We start from the raw sequence: 17,731 nt of genomic DNA, 5'->3' as shown, positions 1-17,731 counted from the left end.
TCTACATAAGCCTTCCCGTTTCCCCACATCCCCTTGCGGAAATGCGAAAGACCGCGATTCTAGACACCACCGCCCCTTCACGCAAGCGGTTTTTGAACGGCCCCAAAAGACACATGCGCGCATGCAATTCACGCCAGCGCATGCTTCGTCATCACGCGATCGACAACGGATAAAAAGTAATCGAGATCCGGCGTCGCCTTGCCTGCCTCTTTCGCGCAATCGTCCCAGCGACGCAGCAGCACCGCATCGGACGCATAAGGTCGCGCGGCAAATTCCGCCGCTTCCGCTTCGTCGAACACCCCGCCCTGCAATTTCAGGCTTCGAACCGAATCCGCGGACAAGCGACCGTAATACGCGGAGTCCACAGCACATAGATACCGCTTCGCATCCACATGCAGCCGGATCGGTTCGAGCACGCTATCCGGCAGCACCGGCCGCAGGAACGGCAGCGCATAGTACTGGTGCAGATCATCGACGCCGCGCGCGGTCGGCGTCTCGCCCTGCCGATTCAACAGATGCCCGAGATCGTGCAGAAATGCCGCGGCGATCAGTTCGTCGCTCGCGCCCGCCTCCTGCGCCAGCGCGCCGCTCTGCAACGCGTGCTCCAGTTGCGTGACCGGCTCGCCGCTATACGCGAGCGAACCCCACGCAGCGAACAGATTCCGGATATCTTCCAAGTTCAGTGCCATACGCCATGACTCCCATTCGATAACAGCCATCATCGCGACTCACGCGCGCACGTCGTCCGCATAGGCGCGCATCAGCGCGACCGCCTCGTCGGCATCGCGCGACGCCAGCGCATTCAGCACCGCACGATGCTCCGCATACGAACGCGTCATCGTTTCGTCGCCGGCCGCCGCGCGCGCATCCTGCGCGCCACGACGCGACAACCGAAGCTCGCCTGCGAGCCGTCGATACGTATCGTGCAGCCTGCCGTTGCCGGCCGCCGCGACGATCGCATCGCGAAACTCGCCGCTCGCGCGCGCATAAGCATCGCGATCGCAAATGCCCAGCGCGTCGCGCATCCTCGCGAGCCGGTCGTGCAGCACCGCGACCAGCGCCGCATCGATACGCGCCGCGACCAGCCGGCACGCGGTCTCCTCCAGCGCGGCGAGCACGACGTCCAGTTCGCCCGCCTCGACCGCCGACACCGTCCGCACGAACACACCCCGATGCTTCTCGTTGCGCACGAGCCCCGCCTGCTCCAGCGCGCGAAACGCCTCGCGCACTGGCCCGCGCGACACCTGCAATCGAGCCGCCCATTCGGCCTCGTTCAGCTTGTCGCCCGGCCTCAGCGCGCCGGCCGCGATATGCCGCTCGATCTCGTCGCGCACGAGCGTCGTCAGCGAGTGCTGACGCACCATGTCGATCGGCGTGACGGAATCGGGCTGCGTGAGATCGGTCATCGTCGCGTGATCCGGTCAGTATCGGCGCAGCCGGCGACGCAGGACGCGCTTTGCATCGCCGCGTCCGCGAAGCCGGTCAGTCCGCGGGACGGCGCGGCGCGCGCGCCGCGATCAGCACCAGCGCCGCGAGCGACACGAGCAGCAGGATCAGCGACAGCGCGGACGCCGGCAGGTAATAACCGCGCTCGACCTGGCCCACGACCACGATCGGCACCGTCGCGAAGCCGGGCGGATAGACGGTCAGCGTCGCGCCCAGCTCGCCGAGCGACAGCGCGAAACCGAGCGCGAGACTCGCGCGGATCGCCGGCACGAGTTGCGGCAGCACGACCCGCCGCAGCACCATCGAAGGCGGCGCGCCGAGGCTCGCGGCCGCTTCGCGCAGCACGGTCAGTTCGGGCCGCAGCGCGGCCGACGCGCATCGATAGCAGAACGGCAGCACCAGCGCGAGCTGCACGAGCACGACAATCGCGGCCGAACCCGACAGGTCGAGCGGCGCCTTGTGATACGCGATCAGCACCGCGAGGCCGAGCACCACGCTCGGCACGCCGTTCGGCACCATCGCGAGCAGATCGACGAGCGCGCCGAGGCCGCGCCGGTCGCGACCTTCTAGCGCCAGCGCGAGCCACAGCCCGACCGCGGTGCCGAGCACCGCGACGCCGAAGCCGACCTCGATGCTGGTGACGACCGCGTCGAAGTCGCTCGAACCGAGACGCTCGAACCAGCGCGTGCTGAAGCCGTCCGGGAAGATCGTCCCCGACCAGTGCGACGCGACGCTCGACAGCGCGACGACGGCGACCGGCAGCACGAACAGCCACACGCACAGCAACGCGGCGAACGCGAGCAGCACGCCGCTTGCAACGCGCGCCGCGAACCGGCGCGTCACGGGCCGCGCGCGCAGATGCTTCGGCAACGCAATGCGACCGGGATCAGCGGCCATTACGATTCCCCCGCCCCGCGCGGCGATCGACCCGCCGGTACAGCGCATACAGCGACAGCGACATCGCGAGCATCACGACCGCGCCCGCGGCGGCGGTCGGCAGGTCGAGATCGACGGTCGCCGCGCTGTAGATCGCGACCGGCAGCGTGATGAGATGCGCGCTGCCGAGCACGAGCAGGATGCCGAACTCGTTGAACGTCAGCAGGAAACACAGCAGCGTGCCGGCCGCGATGCCTGGCCACGCGAGCGGCAGGATCACGCGCGCGGCGACCATCGCGCTGTTCGCGCCTAGACTGCGCGCGGCCTCGACGAGCCGCATGTCGAGCAGCGCGAACGCGGCGAGCGTCGGCCGCACGACGAACGGCGCATAAAACACGACCTCCGCCAGAACCACGCCGCCGATGCCGAACAGGAAATCGAGCGGCGGCGTCTCGCGATGCAGCAGCCGTTGCAGCGCGATGCTGAACGAGCCTTGCGAGCCGTACAGAAAGATCAGCGTGAACGCGACAAGGAACGACGGGAACGCGACGAACAGTTCGAGGAAGCGCGTCACGAGCCGCGCGCCCGGAAACGGCCTGAAAAACAGGATCGCCGCGAGGCAGACGCCGAGCACCGACGCGAGGCCCGCGCTGACGAACAGGATCCACAGCGTCGTGCCGATCACGCCGCGCGACTCCGGATTGCCGAAGAACGCGATATACGCGTGCAGGCTCAAGCCATGCGCATCGGTGAGGCTCAACAGCACGAGCCGGCTCAGCGGATAGACGACGAGCGGCCCGAGCACGAACACGACGATGAACGCCAGGTGCCATTGCGCGCGCCGTTCGCGGCGACGCACCGCGGCCGCGTGCGCGGCGGCGCTTTCGGCGCGGCGCGCGGCGGACAGGCCGCCGGCCGCGTCAGGGGTGGACAAGGACGACATCGTCCGCCTCATAGCGCAGCGACACGCGCATCCCCTTCTCCGGCTTCATGCGCTGGCTGCGCTGCATCGTCACGAGCGTCGGCTCGTCCGGCATCGCATCGAGCACGACCTGCACCGACAGCACCGCGCCATACCATTCGACCGACGTTACCGTGCCGTGCAGCGAGCCGTCGCCGAGCGGCGCGATCGTCAACTGCTCGGGCCGGATGCACGCGAGACGGTCGCGTTCGTCGTGGCGCGGATCGCCGAGCGCGAACGCGACGTGCGGCGGCAGCAGGTTCGCCGCGCCCAGATAACGCGCGACGTACGCATCGCGCGGCGTGTCGTACAACTGCTGCGGCGTGCCCAGCTGCGCGATGCGCCCGTCGCGCATCAGCAGCGTGCGGTCGGACAGCACCAGCGCATCGTCCTGGTCGTGCGTCACGCAGACGATCGTCAGGTTCGGCAGCCGCTCGTGCAGCGCCTTCAATTCGGAACGCACCGACGCGCGCAGGTTCGCATCGAGCGCGGACAGCGGCTCGTCGAGCAGCAGCACGTCCGGCTCGATCACCAGTGCGCGCGCGAGCGCGACGCGCTGCTGCATCCCGCCCGACAGTTGCGCCGGCATCACGTGGCCCGAGTCGCCGAGCTGCACGAGCTTCAGCGCATCGGCAACCCGCCGAGCGACGTCGCGGGACGGCACGCGCCGCGCGCGCAGCCCGAACGCGACGTTCTCGAACACCGACAGATGAGGGAACAGCGCATAACTCTGGAACAGCAGCCCCAGATTGCGCCGATGCGGCGGCACGTGCGTGAGGTCGCGGCCCGCGACGGTCAGCGAGCCGGACAGACCGTCCGCTTCGATGAAACCCGCGATGAAGCGCAGCAGCGTGGTCTTGCCGCAGCCGCTGCGGCCGAGCACGGTCAGCAACTCGCCGCGGCGGATCGTCAGCGAAAGATCGTCGAGCACCGTGCGCGCGCCGAAGCGCACGCTCAGATGCCCGATCTGCACGCCCGCCTGCGCGGCGGCGTCGCCCGCGTCATCGCCCGCGTCGGGCAGCGCGCGGGCAAGCCCCGCCGGAGAAAGCGCTGCGGTGTTCACCTGGTTCATCTGCTGCCCGTCACGCTGCGTCGAGAGTCACTGCGGGATCACTACGGTATGCGCTTACTGCGGCTTCACGACTTCGGTCTGCTTGCCCGACGAGCCGATCACCTCGTTCTTCCAGCGCGTCGTCCAGTCGGCCTTCTTCGCCATCACCTGGTTCCAGTCCACCGGAATCAGCTTCACGCCCGCGATCGCCTGCTTCACCGCCTCGCCGTTCTTGCCGGCGAGCGGCACGTCGGTGCGGCCCGGGATGCCGTAGATGTCCGGCACCTTCGACTGCACGTCCGTCGACATCAGATAGTCGATCAGCTTCTTGCCCTCGGCCTGGTTCGGACCGTTCTTGATCAGGCCGATCGCATACGGCAGCTGGAACGTCGTCGGACGGCCGCTCGCATCCGCCGCGAGGAAGATCGGCTTCAGCGACAGCCCGCCGTTCGCCGCGTCGTCGAGGTCCATCTGCAGGTCGCCGTTCGCGACCGAGATCTCGTTGCGCGACAGCAGCACGTCGAGGTAGCCGGTGCCCTTCGTATGGAACTTCGCGCTCTGCTCCAGCTTCTTCAGGTAGTCGAACGCCTTGTCCTCGCCCATCAGCGACGTCGTCAGGATGATGACCGCCATCCCGTCGCCGGCGGTCGCCGGGTTCGAATACGCGACCTTGCCGCTGTAGTCCGGATGCAGCAGGTCCGCGAAGGTCTTCGGCTGGCTCTTCACGACTTCCGGATTGATCGCAAACGAGAAATAGTTGTTCACGAACGTCGCCCACGCGCCGTCCGACGCCTTCGCGATCGCCGGCACGTTGCGGTAGTTCGCGCTCTGATAGCTTTGCAGCAGGCCGCTCTGGCTCGCCTGCTGAATGAACGGCGGCAGCGTGACCAGCACGTCCGCCTTCGGCGAATCCTTCTCGACGTTCGCGCGGTTCACCACTTCGCCGCTGCCGGCGGTGACGATGTTGACCTTCACGCCTTCCTTCTTCTCGAACGCCGGCAGCACGTCGCGGTACAGGTTTTCGAGGCCGTCGGCCGTGTACAGCACGACCGCGTCGGCGGCGTGCGCACAGGCCGCGCCGCCCAGCATCATCGCGGCGGCCGCGATCGGCAGCAGCTTGCGCACGAGGCCCGCGCGATGGGAATTCGAGGTGTTCATGTCGCTCTCCGAAGGCAATACGCTGTCGCTCGGGAAATCCGATGCGGGTGGGATCGAACGTCGGCGGACTGCGCGGCGCGCGTGTTCCGGTGCGCGGCGCCGTCGATTGCAGATTGCCTGCAATCCGGCGCGCGGCGGGCCGGGCACGGCGCGCGCAATGGCGGGAAAAACCTGCGCGTTCGCCTGACGAGCCCGTCTGGTCGGGCTTCGCAAGAATCACTTTTTTTCGTGACAGCGCCGTGACGATCGCAACGATCGGCAAGCAACGACACAAAACGCCAACTTGCGCGTCAACGCGCGGGCACGGGAAACAGCGGAATACAGCGAAATACAGCGGAAATGAGCCGGTGCGAGCCGGCCGGCAGGACGACGAAAGCGCGCCGCTTACGCGATCAGAAGTTCCGGCCCGCGCGCCTCGATCGCGCGCGCGACCGCCTTCTCCGGCGCCAGTTCGGTAATCACGAAGCGCACGCGCTCGAAGCCGTTGATCCGCACCGGCGTCAGACGGCCGAACTTCGAATGGTCCGCGACGACGACCGCGCAACCCGCGGCCGCGAGCATCCGGCCGCGCACCTCGGCGACCATCCGCGAGTAGTCGGTCAGATAACCGTCCGGCGTGATGCCGCCCGCGCCGACGAACGCATAATCCGCGTGGTACTGCGCAAGCTGCTGCACGGTGTCGAGGCCGAACGTGGCGTCCTCCTGGTCGGACAGTTCGCCGCCGAGCAGCGTCACGCGATTGTCGTTGCGCCGGCCGAGCAGCAGCGCGATGCGCCAGTCGTTCGTATAGACGGTCAGCCGGTGCCGGCCGGTCAGCGCCCGCGCGAGCGCATGCGTGGTGCTGCCAGAATCGACGATCACCGACGCGCCGTCCGGCACGAGTTCGGCCGCGCGCTCGCCGATCGCGCGTTTCGCGCTCGCGTTCGCCGCCTCGCGCACGTCGAGGTCCGGCTCGCGCCGGTCGCTCGACAGCGCGCCCCCATGGGTGGTGACGAGCAGCCCGCGCGCGGCGAGCATGTTCAGGTCGCGGCGGATCGTTTCGCGCGACACGCGCAGCTCGCGCACGAGTTCGGCCACCGACAGCGCCCCGTTTCGCGTGACCTGCGAAAGGATGTAGTGGTGGCGTTGTTCGGCAAGCATCGGCGTCGGCATGGGGAAACGAAGGGCCGGCGTATTGTATTACTTGTGACAGGCGACCCGCGAGCGGACACCTGTGCGTCGCCGCCCGCATTCCCTGATACTCTCCCTCTTCGCCGTCCGGACACCGGCCGACGATGCACGTCATCGCCGGCCTGACTGCCTGCTTACATGCGTTCAAGACTTCGCCGACTTCGCCTGTTCTTCTGTGCCTTGCGCTACGGCTTCCGGCTGATCTGGCTTGCGTCGCCGAAGCATCACCGGCTGCACTGGTTCCTGTCGCTCGCGTCGCGCATGCGCGACGACGCCCGCCTGTCCGCGCAGTTGCACGGCGTATTGCCGCAACTCGCGCCGCTCGCCGGCGCGTTCGCGCGGACGCTCGCGACGCGTCCGCAACTGGCCGTCGCGACGCTGCACGACGCGGTCAACGCGATCGGGCATTTCGAGGCGCCGCTCGCGCCGGACGAACTCGATGCGGTGCTCCATGCCGCGTTCGGCGAGCCGCCGTCCGCGCGCTTCGCGTGGGTCGACCCGCAGCCGGTATCGAACGGCTGGTGCGAACAGACCCACGTCGCGCGGCTCGCGCAGCCGGTCAACGGCCATCCGGCCGTGACGATCCGCGTGCTGCGGACCGCGCAGGTCCAGCAGGTCGACGACGACGCGGCGTTGCTGTGCGCGGTCGCGCGCTGGCTCGAACGCGTGTCGCGCGGCGCGCGGCGGCTGCGGCTGCGCGCGCTCGCCGACGCATTGCGCGACGACCTGCACCGCCGCTTCGACCTGCGCGCGCAGGCCGCGAACCTGAGCCAGAGCGGCCATCATTTCGACGACGATCCGCGCGTCATCGTGCCGGACGTGATCTGGGACCTGTGCACCGCACGGACGCTGACGGTCCAGCACATCGACACGGTCCGCGCGACCGACGTCGCGGCACTCGCCGCGCATCGGATCAGCGTCGCGGGCGTCGCCGCGCATCTCGTCGAGGTGATTGCGCGGCAGGCATTCGAGCACGGGTTCTTTCACGCGGCGCTCGATGCGCGGCACGTCGCGGTGAGCATCGAGCCGCCGACCGCCGGCCGGCTCGTGCTCGCCGGCGCCGCGCTGATGTCGAGCCTGTCGTCGCCGGAGCGCGAGTTCTTCGTGCATGGCGCGACCGCGCTGTTCGAGCAGGACTACGGGCGGCTCGCGACGCTACATCAGGTTGCGGGGCACGTGCCGCCGCAGACGCGGCCCGAGCGGCTCGAAGCGGAACTGCGGACCCGCAGCGAGGCGCATTTCGCGGCGGAGCCGGGCGAGCGCAGCGCGGGCGCGCTGCTCCATCAACTGCTGCATGCGGTGCAGCCGTTCGACGGCCAGGTGTCGCCGCGGCTCGCCGCCGCGCAGCGCGCGTTCGGCGAGGCCGAGGCGCTCGCGCGCGCGATCCATCCGGACGTGGACGCGTGGGGCATCGCGCAACGCACGTTCGCGGACATCGCGCGCCGCGAACTCGGGCATCGCGGCTGGCTGCGCAGCCTGTCGAAAGAACTGCCGAATCTCGCGCAGATCGTGCCGCGCATGCCGCGTCTCGTGATCCACTCGCTGCAACACCAGCTCGCGGCCGCCCCCGCCCATGCGCCACATGCGCAGCAAACGGCGCTCGTCGCCGCGTTCCGCCGCGAGCAGCGCCGCACGCGCGCGCTGCTGATCGCGTGCGCGGTATGCGGCGGACTGATCGGCGCGGGCGCGATGCTGTTCGTGCTTTGAGCATCGACCGTCGACGGCCGGGGTCACGGGCAGTGCAGTCCTGAACAAGACCGGCCCGACGGCGCGGGCGATACTGCCGCCCGTTCCCACCGTCCGCCGTCACCGATGTTCGCCTCGCTCGCTCCCGCCGTTTTTGTCGTCCTGTGGTCGACCGGCTTCGTCGTCGCCCGCGCGATCGCGCCGTATGCCGACCCGAACCTGTACCTGCTCGCGCGCTTCGTCGGCACCGCGCTGCTGTTCGCGGCCGCCGCGCTCGTCGCACGCGCGAAGTGGCCGACCGGACGCGAACTCGGCAAGCACCTGCTCGCGGGCGCGCTGCTGCAAGGCGTGTATCTCGGCGCGGGCTACTGGGCGGTCGCGCAGGGCTTGAGCGCGGGCGTGATGGCGCTGCTCGGCGCGTTGCAGCCGCTGTTGACGGCCGCGTTCGCCGCGCGCCTGTTCGGCGAGACGCTGACGCCGCGCCGCTGGACCGGCATGGGGCTCGGCCTCGCGGGCGTCGTGCTGGTGCTCGCGCCGAAGCTCGGCGCGGCGGCGAAAGCGAGCGCCGGCGCAGCCGCGCCGGCGAACGGCGGACATGCGCCCGGCTGGCTCGTCGTGACGGTCGCGATCGTCGCGATCTGCTCGATCACGGCCGGCACGCTGTACCAGAAGACGTCGCTCGCACAGGCCGACATCCGCAGCGCGAGCGCCGTGCAGAACCTCGGCGCGGCGTTCGTCGCCGCGCTGCTGGCCGGCGCGCTCGGCGAGCACCGCTGGATCGCGTCGCCGACGCTGTGGATCTCGCTCGCGTGGGGCGTGCTGATGCTGTCCGGCGCGGGCGTCACGCTGCTCGTGTGGATGGTGAGACGCGGCGACGCCGCGCGCGCGACCGCGCTGTTTTTCCTCGCGCCGCCGCTTGCGGCGCTCGAAGGTTACGTCGGGTTCGGGGAAACGCTGCTGCCGGTGCAGATCGCGGGGTTCGCGGTCGCGCTGATCGGGGTTTCGGTCGCGCGGCGGGGATAGGGTTGTGGGCCGGCGGCGGCAAGATCGACGCGGGCCGATGATGGACGCGAAGGCTGGCCGCGCGCGGAGGGTCGCCAGGCAGTTGTCGATGACCGCGGCGGCATAAGCCGGAGGGTCCCGGCGGATTGCCGCCGCGTTATCGGCCGATCAGAGATCGGTCGCGGATCGCAGTGAGTTTGTCACTAAGGTCTGGCGACAGGCTGTCGATCGATACCGATGGGCCGCCCTAACCCGGACGGACCCCTCAGCGGTTACCGACAGGTCGGCACGCAGCCGGGTCGTCGCAGCGGCTTGCCGCTGCGTTGCCGCTCGGCGCCCGCGGGCCGCCCTCCGCCCGCACGAATGGCGAAGCAGTTGTTCAATGGGGCGGGACGCGCCCGGTTCGTCGCAACGATCTGCCGCCGCGTTACAGGTCGGCGCAAGCGGTCTACCGCTACGCTCCGCGCTCCTGGCCTGCCCGCCCGACCACTCGCACCGCAACGCCCCACACCGCGTCAGTCGGCCGTATCGCCACCCGGCGGCAGCTTCGCATGCGCCTTGCTGCCCGGCGCCGGCGACCACGCGGGACGCGTCTTGCGCGCCGAATCGACGACCACGACAAAGCGCCCGGCCCACCGCGTGGGCTGCCGGTCGGTGTGCAGCACCCACAGCGACTTGCCGGACGCGACGAGCGCCTCGTACTCGGCGTCGATGATCCCGTGATGGTCGAGGAACACGTTCAGCGATGCCGGAATCCGCACGCAGCCTTTCGAATGGCGGATGCCGAGCAGCGGCTCCAGCCGGTCCGGATCGGTCGCGTGCATCTGGAAGCGCATCGGCGAATAACCGCCTTTGCCCCAACCGCGCTCGCCGTCGATCCAGCCGAAATCGTAGATCCGCATGTCGCGCTTGCCATAGCCGCGGATGCCGTTCTGGTTCATCGTCCCTTCCGCGCGGAAGTCCATGTTCGCCGGCGAGTGCAGGAACACGCCGAGCGGCGTCAGGAAATGATCGAACTCGCCCGGACGCCCGGTCGCGACCGGCGACGCGCCGACCATCTGCCACGGATCGTCAACGGTCGCGCGGAAATAGACGAACAGCGCCTGCACGTTCGGCGCGCGATCGACGAGAATCACGTACTCGCCGGCCAGCGCGCCGACGTTCTTCTCGTCTAGCGCCTGTTGCAGCAACTGGCCGTATGCGCGCTGCCCGGCGGCCGGCACACGCAGACGACGCGTGACCTCGCGCGCGTACACGTCGCGCAGAGCGAGCGCGGCACGGGTTTCGTCGGCGGCTTCTTCGGGCGTCAGCGGCGGATGCTGCGGGACGACGAGCGGCAACGGGACGGGAATCGCAGCGGAGGCCGCCGATGGAGTCGATGCGGCGGAAGCCACGGCCGGCGCGGACGCGCCGCTGGCGGCCGACGCCGACGATGCGTGCTGTGCCGACGCCGCTACCGGCGCGCGATGTACGGGAGCGGAAGCCGTCGAAGCGGGTGCGGACGCGCTCGACGCCGGCGCATTGTCGGCCGCCCACGCGACACCTGCCGACGCCCCCAGACACCCGGCCACCCACAAAACGCCGCGCGCGAACGACGCAAATCGCGCAAAACCGGCCGCAACGCCGCGCTGCGTGCGCTCGCGCAGCGCAGATCCGCGCGCATGGGAATCGATGCGACGCGATACTTCTTTGTTCTTCATCGGATTGCAGGCAGACGCGTAAAGAGGAGTTGGCTTGCCGGATGCTGCGTCAGGGCCGCATCGTCGCTGACCGACGGCATCCGGTTTCATCGACCGCGAACCGCGATCCTTCGCCATTAAACCAGACAACCCGCTCCCCACGCGCTTGAGTCACGGCGCGGCGCGTTACGCCTGTGGACAAAACCGCCCCACCGCAGCCGGGACCGGCCGTGCGAGCCATTCAGGAAACAGCGGATGCGCCGGACATGACGACGCTCCGCGTGCGAAGCGACGACACGGGAAACGGCGACAGAAAGGGGAAAAGCGGGGAAAAACGGAGAAAAGCGGGAGGAAAAAACGCGGATCAGCCGCGCGGCGACTCTTCTTCGTCGAACGGCGCGGCGCTGACGCGCAACGCGACACCGGCCAGCCTGCGGCCCTGCAGTTCGCGCGCGACCGCGTCGGCGACGTACGGCACATCCGAATCCAGTTCCAGGTCCGCATGCGCGTTCGACGTGCCCGCGTCGTACACGGTCACGCCCTTCGCGTAGTGGCCTAGTTCACGCTCGAAAAACTCCCGCACGTCCTGTTCGCTACAGGATTCGGGGACATTCCAGACGGTGAGATGCATGGCGCATCAACGGAAGCGACGCGGGCGATCGGCTCGTACGCGCACGGGTTGCAGACTCGCGCGCAGCTTCGCACGCGTCATCGCGGTATGACCGAGAAATCCGGCCGCGACCACCAGCAAGAGAAAGGAAGCAATCATTTCAACGCCCTCCCGTTTTTATTGATCGCAATCAGAATAATCCTAATTTAATAATCGTGCGATGTGGCATTTTGCCATCAGACGATTTGCGCAACACCGGCGGCAATGAACGGGACGAAAAAGGCTTGGCGATGAGGTGACGGAACGCGTCGCCCATGTCACGGTGCGCCCAGGATCGGCACGGTTGGGCGCTTTCCATGAGGCCGCCGGCGTACCGCCGAAACGACATCAGGAACCGTCATCGTCGCGCCCCGCCGTGTCGGTGTCCGTCGCGCCGCCGTCGCACGACATGCGCGCGATCTGCCCGTACTGGCTCGTCCAGTTGCCGACGATCGCCGCCTGCGCGTCGGCGAGACTCATCCGCCCCGCGCACACGCAACGCTTCAGACGCGCGGTCACCAGTTCCTTGCGCCGCTCGCCGTTGCGGCCCGCCCACGGCAGCAGGTCGAAGTTCGCGAGCGCGTTCGGCGAGCCGCCGAGCACGATCGGCACGCGCCGGTCCAGCGCATACGACATCCCGTCGTCCGGATCGATCCCGCGCGCGGCGAGCAGCCGGCTCTTGTGCGCCATGATCTCGTCGAGCGACGGCGATACCGTGTCCGCATAACCCGGGCGACAGATCGTGTCGGCCACCGACTGCTGCGTGACGCGCGTGTCGAGCAGTTGCCTTTCCTGCGCCTTCGCCGGCGCGCGCTGCATCGCGCCGCCGGCGACGAGCACCAGCACGGCGATATGCAATGCACGAGCGACACGCGCCCGTGCGTCACGGCGATGCTCGAAGCGTTCGACGGCGCAACGGACGATGCCGCGCCTGCGTGTGTTTCTTGCCTTCATACCTCGGTGCACCTTGCGATGCGGACTGGATGATCTTCGCGAGGCAATTAAAACACATTCAAAACAGATAATGAAAACTAGATTCGCATAGGCATCACATAATATTCCGTTACATCTGATCGAATGGCCGTGCTTCATGGGCGAATTACCGGCCGATATTTCGCCATCCCGATCTTTTAATCCAAGACCGGATAGCGGCTGGCGAGAAACCCGCCGATCCGCGACTGCCCGTTCCAGTCATCATGCCGATGCGTACGCGTTGCGAACACCATGCCGTTCGGCCGATGGCGACCCGCGACCCGATAGCGGATAATGGCTCGCCCGCCGGACTCCGTCGTGGACCGGCGCGAGCCCATTCGAAGAAACGAGGAATTCCCATGTCCATTTCCATGTTCCAGGCATCGGTGCCGGTGCTGATTCGCGGCCTCGGCAACCTGCAACACATCATCGGCAAGGCGCAGGCGCATGCGGCCGAGAAGCAGATCGACCCGACCGCGCTGACCGGCGCGCGGCTCTTCCCCGACATGCTGCCGTTTGCGCGCCAGATCCACATCGCGACCGACACCGCGAAGGGCTGCGCCGCGCGGCTCGCGGATGTGGAAGCGCCGAAATTCGACGACGTCGAAGTGACGTTCGACGAACTGCATGCGCGCATCCAGAAGACGATCGACTTCCTGAAAACGTTCTCGGCCGCGCAGATCGACGGCTCCGAGGAACGCAGCATCACGCTGAAGATGCGCAGCGGCCCGATCGAGTTCACCGGCCAGAACTATCTGCTGTATTTCGCGCTGCCCAACTTCTATTTCCACCTGACCACCGCGTACGACATCCTGCGTCACAACGGTGTGGAAGTGGGCAAGCTCGACTACCTCGGCAAGCCCAACGCCTGACGCGGACACGGTTTCGTTCAGCGTCGGCGGCGCGCGCGATGGCGCGCCGCCGCCAGCCGCCGTCCGGCCTCCCGCTTCAGTCGAGCGAGAGGCGCACCGCGAACGCGACCAGCGCCGACGAGAAAAGCCAGCGCTGCGCGTTCTGCGCGAACGGATGGGCGCGCAGCCAGCCGGCGATCCGCGCGGCGCCGATCACGTACAGCGCATCGAATGTCGCGCAGACGATCACGAGAATCACGCCCAGTTCGAGCATCTGCGTTCCGATCCGCCCCGCCTCGGGACGCAGGAACTGCGGCAGCAGCACCGAGCAGAACAGCAGCGCCTTCGGGTTCAGCAGGTTCGTCAGCAGACCTTTCACGAAACACACGCGGCGCAGCCGGGCCACCGCGTCCGCGTTCGCGGCCGGCGGCGTGAACATCGGCGCGCGGAATATCTGCACCGCGATCCACGCGAGGTACACCGCGCCGCCATAACGCACGGCCTCGTAAAGCCACGGCGCGCTGCGCAGCAGCGCGGCCATCCCGCACGCGGACAGCGTCACGTGGATCGCGCGCGACACGCCGAGACCGGCCGCCGCCGCGAACCCGCTTGCGGCGCCGCGGCTCAGGCTCGTCTGCATCACGAGCGCCATGTCCGCGCCTGGCAGCGCGCAAACGACGATCAGGGCGACGACGAACATCAGCAGCAGGTGAACGGAGATCATGGGTAGCCTCTTGTTGTTAAGGGCTCCATGTTGCCGCTGTCGACGGAGGGAATATTGGCGATTTTCGTGGCTGTCTCGCCATGAATTGGCGGATTGCGCTAACATCTGTTCACACGACGCGACAATTCCCCTTCCCCAATGAACGACATCGACAAGATCGACCGCGCAATCCTGAACGCGCTGCAAGCGGACGGGCGACTGTCCAACGCACGGCTCGCGGAACTCGTCGGGCTCAGCGAAACGCCTTGCGCACGCCGCTTGCGGCGGCTCGAACAGGACGGCTACATCGAACGGTATCGCGCGATGCTGTCGCGGCAGTCGCTCGGCTTCGGCGTGGTCGCGTTCGTGCTCGTGCGCTTCGCGGTTCACGACCGCACGCTCGCGGACCGCTTCGAGCGCGAAGTCTGCGCGATCGAGCGTATCCTGTCGTGCCACAACGTATCCGGTAGCGCGGACTATCTGTTGCAGATCGTCGCGCGCGATCTCGACGACTACGGCACGTTCCTGCGCGACCAGCTGCGCAGCCTGCCTGGCGTGACGGCGGTGGAGTCGTCGCTGTCGCTTCGCGAGGTCAAGGCCGACGGACGGCTGCCGGTGTCGTGAGCCCCGGCCGTCCACCCTCCGCTTCCTTTCTATTCACCTCTTCAACCGGAGCCTCCCATGAATCCCGCCGACGCACGTGCCGAGGAAACGCTCGCGATGGAGCGCGTGCTGACCGCGACGCAACGGGTCAAGACCGCATTCACGTCGCTGCAGTCGCAATTCCCGCCCGACGGCGACGGCCGGCCGTCGCAATTCGCGCTTCAGACCTTCGACGCCGCATTGCAGGAACTCGAAGACGCGCAGGCCGCGTTCGACGACCTGCTGAACGATCTGCTCGACGGGAATCGTTGAGCGGAGCTGCAACTGAACGCGCGTTGACCTGGCGGGTCGCTTCCCCCACAGGCTGTTGACCAGCCAGGCGAACTGTCGACGCTTCAATCCCGGCAATTTCGAGGGTCTCGCCGGGCTTGACCGTTAGTTGCGACGCGTCGCCCATCCAATGAAGATGCGTCGATGCAATACGTCTGAAAGTCCTATTCGCACCGCCGGGAAATGCCATCAAAAAGAGAGCCGGGAGCGCAGCGTTATGTAGGTGTATGCGCAATTAACTCGCCGCATTCCACCAGCCTCGAAACCCCAACGCCCCCGCCGCATCGAACGCCAGCAAACCACCGCACCGCCACGAACCCCGTTTTTACGGATTCTGGTAATAAGTGAAGCTCCTCACCTGAACCACGGAGAATCTAAATGATATTTACCGGAGGCTTCTCGTTTGCGAACTTCATCGTCGACGTCTTTTCCGTCTTCATGTTCATCTTGTGGTTCTGGCTTTTCATCACGATTTCGAGCGACCTGTTCCGCCGCAGCGACGTATCCGGCATCGGCAAAGTGTTGTGGGTGATCCTGCTGATCGTGCTGCCGTATATCGGCATATTCGCGTACCTGCTCACGCAGGGCCGCGGCATGGCCGGGCGCAATCAGGAACGGGCGCAGCAGGCGCGCGACGAACTGCGCCAGGTCGTCGGGTTCAGCGTCGCGGACGAACTCGAAAAACTCGACCGGCTGAAATCGGGCGGATCGATCAGCGAAGACGAATACCGGCGTCTGCGGGCCAAGCTCGTGGAATGAGTGTCGCCGCCGGCAGGCAGTCAGGCTGATCCCGAAACACCCATGCAGAAACGGGCCTGCCCGCTCCGGCAGGCCCGCGTCCGACCCGAACCGCTACAGCACGAACACCCCGACCACCTGCCTGAGCGTCTGCGTCGACTCGTGCAGCGAAGCCGACGCCGCCGCGGCCTCTTCGACCAGCGCCGCATTGCGCCGGGTCGCATCGTCCATCTGCTCGATCACGCGATGCACCTGCTCGATGCCCTGCGCCTGATCCTGGCTCGCGGCGGTGATCTCGCCCATCAGGTCCGCCAGACGCCGGATGCTGTTCACGACGCTCTGCGTCGTCGCACCGGCTTCGTCGACGAGACGCGTGCCCGCATCCACGTTGCCCGCCGCCTCCTCGATCAACTGCTTGATTTCCTTCGCGGCGGTCGCCGAGCGTTGCGCGAGGCTGCGCACTTCGGACGCGACCACCGCGAAACCGCGCCCCTGTTCGCCCGCGCGCGCCGCCTCGACCGCAGCGTTCAACGCGAGGATGTTGGTCTGGAACGCGATGCCTTCGATCACGCCGATGATGTCGACCACCTTGCCCGAGCTGGCCGCGATCGCCTGCATCGTCTGCACGACCTGCGCGACGACCGCGCCGCCGTCGCGAGCCACGACCGACGCGTCATCGGCGAGACGGCTCGCCTGCTCCGCATGCTCCGCGTTCTGCTTGACGGTCCCCGCGAACGCCTGCATCGACGCCGCGGTCTGCTGAAGGTCGTGCGCGCCGCTTTCGGTGCGCCGGCTCAGATCCGCGTTGCCGTTCGCGATCTCCATCGCCGCCTGCTCGACGTGCGACGTGCTCGTGCTCACGTCGTGCATCGACGCCTGCATCTTCTCGATCGTCGTCTTCAGCGCGACGGCGGTCGGCGCGCTGACGTCGAAGTCGCCGAGCGCGAGACACACCTTGCCGTCGCGATCGATGCGGCGCACGACCGTCGCCAGTTCGGCCGCCTCGACCGCCGCCGCATGCAGCTGCCGCGCGAGCACGATCTCGATCGCGGTCTGCACGACCACGTAGGTCGCGTGCAGCAGCATCCGCGGGAAATTCGCGTGCTCGGTGCAGAACACCGCGAAGTCGAGCGCCTGAAGCCGGTCGAACGCAACGTGATGGACCGCGAAGAACCCGGCCGCCAGCACGAGCGGACGCCAGTCGCGATAGACGAGCAGCAGGCCGAGCAGCACGAACACGCCGAAGTGGAACTCGGTCGTGCCGTGCGACACCTGGATGTGCAGCGCGACCGCGGCCGCATTGCACAGCGTGAGCACCGCGCACGACAGCGCGGTGCCGCGCGCGCCGAAGAACGCGGCGCTGCCGGCCGCCACGAGCACCAGGCTGCCGACGACGGCGAGTTGCGTCTCGAAGTAGTGTTGGCCGATCAGCACCGCGGCGAGCGCGGAACAGACCAGCGTGAAATACGTGACGACGTCGGCCTGTTTCGCGATGTCGCGCAACGCGCCGCCGGCAGCGGTCCTGGTTGCGCGCGTCGTCGGCTGCGGCTCGGCGCGGCCCGGCATATCGGCTAGCATGGAGGGTTCCCCGGATGGATTCGACGCGGCGCTGCCCGGTTCGCAGCGTGGCGCTCGAAGATGATCGTTATTGTTCAATCCCGCTGGCCGGAGCGCGGCGGCATGCCCGTCGCGCTCGATCGAAACCGATCGCCAGTTCGATCGCGGAGTCTACGCCATAACGCATTCAGTTTTCATTTAATTGAAAAACCTGCGGCGAATTGACCACATTGATCTGGCTTAAAGTTTTATCAAGAAATGCCGTTAGCGAAGGCGAGGAGTCAATGGCGGCTTTTGAG

Annotated in this window: 19 protein-coding genes; 7 read left to right on the top strand and 12 right to left on the bottom strand. The window is 67.6% G+C overall.

The window, feature by feature from the left end:
- Positions 1-128: 128 nt before the first annotated feature.
- From BLV92_RS23740 to phnS, 6 genes are all read right to left on the bottom strand, one after another.
- The gene (locus tag BLV92_RS23740; protein WP_090549738.1) at positions 129-689 is read right to left on the bottom strand and encodes a phosphonate degradation HD-domain oxygenase; all 561 of its coding nucleotides are present in this window, start codon (positions 687-689) and stop codon (positions 129-131) included.
- A 39-nt stretch (positions 690-728) separates the two neighbouring features.
- Positions 729-1,406 (bottom strand): GntR family transcriptional regulator, encoded by a 678-nt coding sequence (locus BLV92_RS23735; protein ID WP_090549735.1) that lies wholly within the window; start codon positions 1,404-1,406, stop codon positions 729-731.
- 76 nt (positions 1,407-1,482) lie between these two features.
- On the bottom strand, positions 1,483-2,343 hold the full coding sequence (gene phnV, locus BLV92_RS23730; protein WP_090549732.1) for a 2-aminoethylphosphonate ABC transport system, membrane component PhnV: 861 nt from the start codon (positions 2,341-2,343) through the stop codon (positions 1,483-1,485).
- Positions 2,333-3,265: a 2-aminoethylphosphonate ABC transporter permease subunit gene (locus BLV92_RS23725; RefSeq protein WP_090549729.1), complete on the bottom strand. Its 933-nt coding sequence runs from the start codon at positions 3,263-3,265 to the stop codon at positions 2,333-2,335. The genes phnV and BLV92_RS23725 overlap by 11 nt, the downstream gene beginning before the upstream one ends.
- On the bottom strand, positions 3,243-4,346 hold the full coding sequence (gene phnT, locus BLV92_RS23720) for a 2-aminoethylphosphonate ABC transport system ATP-binding subunit PhnT (RefSeq protein WP_244283900.1): 1,104 nt from the start codon (positions 4,344-4,346) through the stop codon (positions 3,243-3,245). Before phnT ends, BLV92_RS23725 begins: the two co-directional genes overlap by 23 nt.
- A gap of 63 nt (positions 4,347-4,409) precedes the next feature.
- Positions 4,410-5,492, bottom strand: coding sequence for a 2-aminoethylphosphonate ABC transporter substrate-binding protein (phnS, locus tag BLV92_RS23715; RefSeq protein WP_090549723.1), 1,083 nt, complete (start codon positions 5,490-5,492; stop codon positions 4,410-4,412).
- On the opposite strand from phnS, the gene BLV92_RS31770 reads away from it, so the two are divergent.
- Entirely contained in the window at positions 5,491-5,679 is a 189-nt protein-coding gene (locus tag BLV92_RS31770; protein ID WP_143040724.1) for a hypothetical protein, read from the top strand. The two genes, phnS and BLV92_RS31770, sit on opposite strands and share 2 nt — an antisense overlap.
- Before the next feature lie 197 nt (positions 5,680-5,876).
- Here BLV92_RS31770 and BLV92_RS23710 read toward each other — a convergent pair whose 3' ends face one another.
- A complete protein-coding gene (locus BLV92_RS23710; RefSeq protein WP_090551374.1) occupies positions 5,877-6,632 on the bottom strand; it encodes a DeoR/GlpR family DNA-binding transcription regulator in 756 nt (251 codons plus the stop codon).
- A gap of 168 nt (positions 6,633-6,800) precedes the next feature.
- Here BLV92_RS23710 and BLV92_RS23705 point away from each other — a divergent pair, with 168 nt between their 5' ends.
- Together BLV92_RS23705 and BLV92_RS23700 are read left to right on the top strand one after the other, a co-directional pair.
- Positions 6,801-8,369 (top strand): ABC1 kinase family protein, encoded by a 1,569-nt coding sequence (locus tag BLV92_RS23705; protein WP_090549720.1) that lies wholly within the window; start codon positions 6,801-6,803, stop codon positions 8,367-8,369.
- A 105-nt stretch (positions 8,370-8,474) separates the two neighbouring features.
- Positions 8,475-9,371, top strand: a complete 897-nt coding sequence (locus BLV92_RS23700; RefSeq protein WP_090549718.1) for a DMT family transporter — start codon at positions 8,475-8,477, stop codon at positions 9,369-9,371.
- A gap of 494 nt (positions 9,372-9,865) precedes the next feature.
- Here the strand turns inward: BLV92_RS23700 and BLV92_RS23695 are convergent, their stop codons facing one another.
- The 3 genes from BLV92_RS23695 to BLV92_RS23685 form a co-directional block, all read right to left on the bottom strand.
- Positions 9,866-10,927 carry a L,D-transpeptidase gene (locus BLV92_RS23695; protein WP_373681896.1) on the bottom strand — a complete coding sequence of 354 codons (1,062 nt, stop codon included), beginning with the start codon at positions 10,925-10,927 and terminating at the stop codon, positions 9,866-9,868.
- A 466-nt stretch (positions 10,928-11,393) separates the two neighbouring features.
- Entirely contained in the window at positions 11,394-11,660 is a 267-nt protein-coding gene (locus tag BLV92_RS23690; protein WP_090549715.1) for an RNA recognition motif domain-containing protein, read from the bottom strand.
- Positions 11,661-12,026: 366 nt separating this feature from the next.
- Positions 12,027-12,536, bottom strand: a complete 510-nt coding sequence (locus BLV92_RS23685) for a hypothetical protein (RefSeq protein WP_373681893.1) — start codon at positions 12,534-12,536, stop codon at positions 12,027-12,029.
- A 473-nt stretch (positions 12,537-13,009) separates the two neighbouring features.
- Here BLV92_RS23685 and BLV92_RS23680 point away from each other — a divergent pair, with 473 nt between their 5' ends.
- A complete protein-coding gene (locus BLV92_RS23680; protein WP_090549707.1) occupies positions 13,010-13,522 on the top strand; it encodes a DUF1993 domain-containing protein in 513 nt (170 codons plus the stop codon).
- A gap of 76 nt (positions 13,523-13,598) precedes the next feature.
- Here BLV92_RS23680 and BLV92_RS23675 read toward each other — a convergent pair whose 3' ends face one another.
- Entirely contained in the window at positions 13,599-14,225 is a 627-nt protein-coding gene (locus tag BLV92_RS23675) for a LysE family translocator (protein ID WP_090549703.1), read from the bottom strand.
- A gap of 138 nt (positions 14,226-14,363) precedes the next feature.
- Here BLV92_RS23675 and BLV92_RS23670 point away from each other — a divergent pair, with 138 nt between their 5' ends.
- The 3 genes from BLV92_RS23670 (at position 14,364) to BLV92_RS23660 (ending at position 15,896) form a co-directional block, all read left to right on the top strand.
- Positions 14,364-14,828: an Lrp/AsnC family transcriptional regulator gene (locus BLV92_RS23670; protein WP_090549700.1), complete on the top strand. Its 465-nt coding sequence runs from the start codon at positions 14,364-14,366 to the stop codon at positions 14,826-14,828.
- A 57-nt stretch (positions 14,829-14,885) separates the two neighbouring features.
- Positions 14,886-15,119 (top strand): hypothetical protein, encoded by a 234-nt coding sequence (locus BLV92_RS23665; RefSeq protein ID WP_090549698.1) that lies wholly within the window; start codon positions 14,886-14,888, stop codon positions 15,117-15,119.
- Between the two features lie 396 nt (positions 15,120-15,515).
- On the top strand, positions 15,516-15,896 hold the full coding sequence (locus tag BLV92_RS23660; protein ID WP_090549695.1) for an SHOCT domain-containing protein: 381 nt from the start codon (positions 15,516-15,518) through the stop codon (positions 15,894-15,896).
- Positions 15,897-15,989: 93 nt separating this feature from the next.
- On the opposite strand, the gene BLV92_RS32955 is transcribed toward BLV92_RS23660, so the two are convergent.
- On the bottom strand, positions 15,990-17,453 hold the full coding sequence (locus BLV92_RS32955) for a methyl-accepting chemotaxis protein (protein ID WP_090549693.1): 1,464 nt from the start codon (positions 17,451-17,453) through the stop codon (positions 15,990-15,992).
- Positions 17,454-17,731 lie beyond the last annotated feature (278 nt).

The organism is Paraburkholderia caballeronis (assembly GCF_900104845.1).
Taxonomy (GTDB): Bacteria; Pseudomonadota; Gammaproteobacteria; order Burkholderiales; family Burkholderiaceae; genus Paraburkholderia; species Paraburkholderia caballeronis.
The sequence above is the reverse complement of the archived record's forward strand: the minus strand, read 5'-3'. Positions and strand labels throughout refer to the sequence as shown.

Excerpts from the sequence above, each read along its gene's own strand:
- BLV92_RS23725 (WP_090549729.1), bottom strand. The coding sequence starts at position 3,265 with ATGTCGTCCTTGTCCACCCCTGACGCGGCCGGCGGCCTGTCCGCCGCG.
- BLV92_RS23680 (WP_090549707.1), top strand. The coding sequence starts at position 13,010 with ATGTCCATTTCCATGTTCCAGGCATCGGTGCCGGTGCTGATTCGCGGC.
- BLV92_RS23690 (WP_090549715.1), bottom strand. The coding sequence starts at position 11,660 with ATGCATCTCACCGTCTGGAATGTCCCCGAATCCTGTAGCGAACAGGAC.
- phnV (WP_090549732.1), bottom strand. The coding sequence starts at position 2,343 with ATGGCCGCTGATCCCGGTCGCATTGCGTTGCCGAAGCATCTGCGCGCG.
- BLV92_RS23670 (WP_090549700.1), top strand. The coding sequence starts at position 14,364 with ATGAACGACATCGACAAGATCGACCGCGCAATCCTGAACGCGCTGCAA.
- phnS (WP_090549723.1), bottom strand. The coding sequence starts at position 5,492 with ATGAACACCTCGAATTCCCATCGCGCGGGCCTCGTGCGCAAGCTGCTG.
- BLV92_RS23735 (WP_090549735.1), bottom strand. The coding sequence starts at position 1,406 with ATGACCGATCTCACGCAGCCCGATTCCGTCACGCCGATCGACATGGTG.
- BLV92_RS23675 (WP_090549703.1), bottom strand. The coding sequence starts at position 14,225 with ATGATCTCCGTTCACCTGCTGCTGATGTTCGTCGTCGCCCTGATCGTC.
- BLV92_RS23660 (WP_090549695.1), top strand. The coding sequence starts at position 15,516 with ATGATATTTACCGGAGGCTTCTCGTTTGCGAACTTCATCGTCGACGTC.
- BLV92_RS23665 (WP_090549698.1), top strand. The coding sequence starts at position 14,886 with ATGAATCCCGCCGACGCACGTGCCGAGGAAACGCTCGCGATGGAGCGC.
- BLV92_RS23700 (WP_090549718.1), top strand. The coding sequence starts at position 8,475 with ATGTTCGCCTCGCTCGCTCCCGCCGTTTTTGTCGTCCTGTGGTCGACC.
- BLV92_RS32955 (WP_090549693.1), bottom strand. The coding sequence starts at position 17,453 with ATGCTAGCCGATATGCCGGGCCGCGCCGAGCCGCAGCCGACGACGCGC.
- BLV92_RS23705 (WP_090549720.1), top strand. The coding sequence starts at position 6,801 with ATGCGTTCAAGACTTCGCCGACTTCGCCTGTTCTTCTGTGCCTTGCGC.
- BLV92_RS23740 (WP_090549738.1), bottom strand. The coding sequence starts at position 689 with ATGGCACTGAACTTGGAAGATATCCGGAATCTGTTCGCTGCGTGGGGT.
- BLV92_RS31770 (WP_143040724.1), top strand. The coding sequence starts at position 5,491 with ATGTCGCTCTCCGAAGGCAATACGCTGTCGCTCGGGAAATCCGATGCG.
- BLV92_RS23710 (WP_090551374.1), bottom strand. The coding sequence starts at position 6,632 with ATGCTTGCCGAACAACGCCACCACTACATCCTTTCGCAGGTCACGCGA.